1 protein-coding gene is annotated in these 1201 nt (G+C 71.2%); it reads right to left on the reverse strand.

The annotated features are described in order from the left end of the window. Positions 1-1201, reverse strand: a 1201-nt coding sequence (locus HMPREF3165_RS09045; RefSeq protein ID WP_256275243.1) for a transposase, incomplete at both ends; no start/stop codon positions are given.

Raw genomic sequence — 1201 nt, forward strand, 5'->3', positions numbered from 1 at the left:
CGGGCGATGACGGCGGGGATGGCCATCAGCCGCAACCGGATCGTCCGGGGCTCCCAGGCGCGGGCGGGGGCGTCGGCCAGGGCGAGCAGCTGGGAGAAGGCCAGCAGGCCGGCGGGCCAGGGCCACGATCAGGCACCAGATACGGTTCTGAGCGAACCCCTGCAAGGGGAAGCGGTCAAGCCCGGTGTCCTTGGCACAGCGGATACGGTCCCCTGGCAGCGGGCCCGTAGCCGGTGGCGGACCTCGAGGTCGGCGAGCTGGCCCACTTTTGTGTTGGTGGCGAAGGCGGTGAGCCGGTAACCGCCCACGTCCTCGAAGCGCAGCTGAGCGCCCTGATGGGGCCGCTCTCGGCGCATGATCACCCGCATCCCCTTGGGCCAAGCGGTCAGGTCCAGCAGGTCGGCGGGTCTCAGCGACGTCCGCACCCTGTCTAGGCTCACCGTCGGTGTTGTACACGGGGGTCCAGGCGGCCTCGGGGATGGTGTCGTAGATCTGCGCCGTGTGGTCCGGCAGGGTGAACCCCGCGCTGTAGGACACCCGCCGGCGGGTGAGGAGCTCGATGGTCTCCTTCGTGCCTCCGGCCCCGTCGATGCGCACCAGGAACCGCCGCCCGGGCCGGGGTCCCAGTCCGGCCTGGTCCAGGGCTCGGCGGATGATCTCGACGTGGTCGGCGGCGGTGTTCGACCCGGCGTTACCGGGCCGCAGCATGATCACCGCACACTCACCGGCGGCCCCTTGGCCGGTTCCGTGGTCGATCCAGGCGATCAGGGGGTGGTAGCCGAACCCCTTCTTGAAGGTCGGGGCCGCGCCCTCCTTGTCAGAGTGGACATTAACCAGGGTGGCGTCGACGTCGATCACCAATGGGTGGGCCGCCGAGATACCAGCCGTGGGGGCGTCCGCTCCGGCCAGGGCCCACGCCCGCTGCCGCACCACTGTGCGGGCCCGGTTCACGGCGGCCTCGACCGCCTCGACGTGGCCGGCCAGGGTCCCCACCAGCCGACAGACTGTGGGGTCGGAGGCCACCGGCCCGAAGACCTCCCCCTGGCATCGCAGCAGGGCCACATCCGACAGGCACCTGCCGCCCAGGGCCACGCACACCGCCAGATCCAAGATGATCTTGCCCGGGTCGTGCACCGCCCACGACCATCGCCACGCAGACAGTGCCCGCGAGAGCTCGTCGCCCAGGCCCGTGACCCTGCTC

The organism is Actinomyces sp. HMSC08A09 (assembly GCF_001807465.1).
In the GTDB taxonomy this organism is placed as follows: Bacteria; Actinomycetota; Actinomycetes; order Actinomycetales; family Actinomycetaceae; genus Actinomyces; species Actinomyces oris.